The sequence below is a fragment of the Vibrio sp. 1731 genome (genome assembly GCF_033339955.1).
Taxonomy (GTDB): Bacteria; Pseudomonadota; Gammaproteobacteria; order Enterobacterales; family Vibrionaceae; genus Vibrio; species Vibrio alginolyticus.
This window is the reverse complement of record NZ_JAWOVO010000075.1, coordinates 1-1,482: the sequence shown is the minus strand read 5'-3', so window position 1 is coordinate 1,482 and position 1,482 is coordinate 1. Positions and strand designations below refer to the sequence as shown.

The following is a 1,482-nucleotide window of genomic DNA, read 5'->3' as shown; positions in this document are numbered from 1 at the left end:
ATCCAAAGACAGTCAATCAGAAGAAGACGTGAATGCTGGCGCACAAACATTGAAAATTGTCGAACAGTCACAATATGTTCCGACACTGACGGCATTGAAAAAGCAGTATCCTGAATTGCAGTTTGAAATCGTGGGCGATGCTGACACTCGCGATTTACTGAAACATGTATCGACCGGAGAACTGCGTTTCACCGTCACTGATTCCGTAGAGCTGTCTCTCGCGCAACGCCTGTATCCAGATTTAGCACTTGCTTTTGAGCTCACCGAAGATCAACCAGTATCATGGTTTACTCGCCGCTCAGAGGATGAGAGCTTGTATGCGATGCTGATTGAGTTTTTCGGCAATATCAAACAATCTGGCGAGCTAGCTTCTCTTGAAGAGAAGTACATTGGCCATATTGAAGCGTTTGACTACGTGGACACGCGTGCCTTTATTCGTGCTCTTGATGATAAGTTGCCGAGATGGGCTCCGCTGTTCCAAAAATACAGCGAAGAGTTTGATTGGCGTTTAATCGCGGCTTTGGCCTACCAAGAATCTCATTGGAAACCAAAAGCAAAATCGCCTACGGGTGTTCGTGGCATGATGATGCTAACTTTACCAACTGCGAAAAGTGTTGGTGTAACCGATCGTCTAAACCCAGAGCAATCTGTTCGTGGTGGTGTGGAATACCTGCGTCGCATCGTCGCTCGCGTACCTGATACGATTAACGAACATGAAAAAATTTGGTTTGCATTGGCATCGTACAATATTGGTTATGGCCACATGATGGACGCGCGTCGACTAACCAAGACACAAGGTGGCGATCCAAACGCATGGGCAGATGTAAAAGACCGACTACCGCTGTTACGACAAAAGCGTTACTACAGCCAAACTCGTTATGGCTACGCTCGTGGAGACGAGGCACGAAATTACGTTGAAAATATTCGACGCTACTACCAATCAATCATTGGGCATGTCAGTCAAAAGCCTTCCATTGATGAAGATACGGATGATCTACAGGTTATCCCACCACTAAATCCAGAATTGCTTATTTCTGGTGCGGTGGAAACCACTGCAGAAGAAGTGTCTGGTGCCTCTGATGTCACCAATGAAGTCGATGAAGATTTAGACCAAGAAGAAGAATAAACACGCAAAAAAGACGAGTGTGAAGCTCGTCTTTTTTGTTGAGTCCAAGGTAGAACTTATCTAAAATCCGATGTTCCGAACCAGACTGGTCATCATAGTAAGTGCATACAAACGTGATTGGTCAACACCTTGCCGCAGCGTCCATACCCATTAATTGATGCCTGCGGAATAAGTCGGTTCGGTTGGTTTCCCTCTCTCCTAATTTGAAGTGACTCCATCACTAGAATGTCATCCACAATGCAAAGTAGATGCGGCGTGCGCTGTATCGCGAGAGGGTGTTTGTAGTCTTGTCTGCAGGAGGTTCGGATATGAGAAGACGTAGAGTGCAGTCAAAGCGTTTGAATAAGACAGTGGCT

The 1,482-nt window shown here is 46.0% G+C and carries 1 protein-coding gene; it reads left to right on the top strand.

Annotated features, from left to right (window positions below; all coding sequences use genetic code 11):
- On the top strand, positions 1 to 1,126 hold a 1,126-nt coding region (gene mltF, locus R7035_RS25245), incomplete at its 5' end, for a membrane-bound lytic murein transglycosylase MltF (RefSeq protein ID WP_318146327.1).
- Between the last annotated feature and the right edge of the window lie 356 nt (positions 1,127 to 1,482).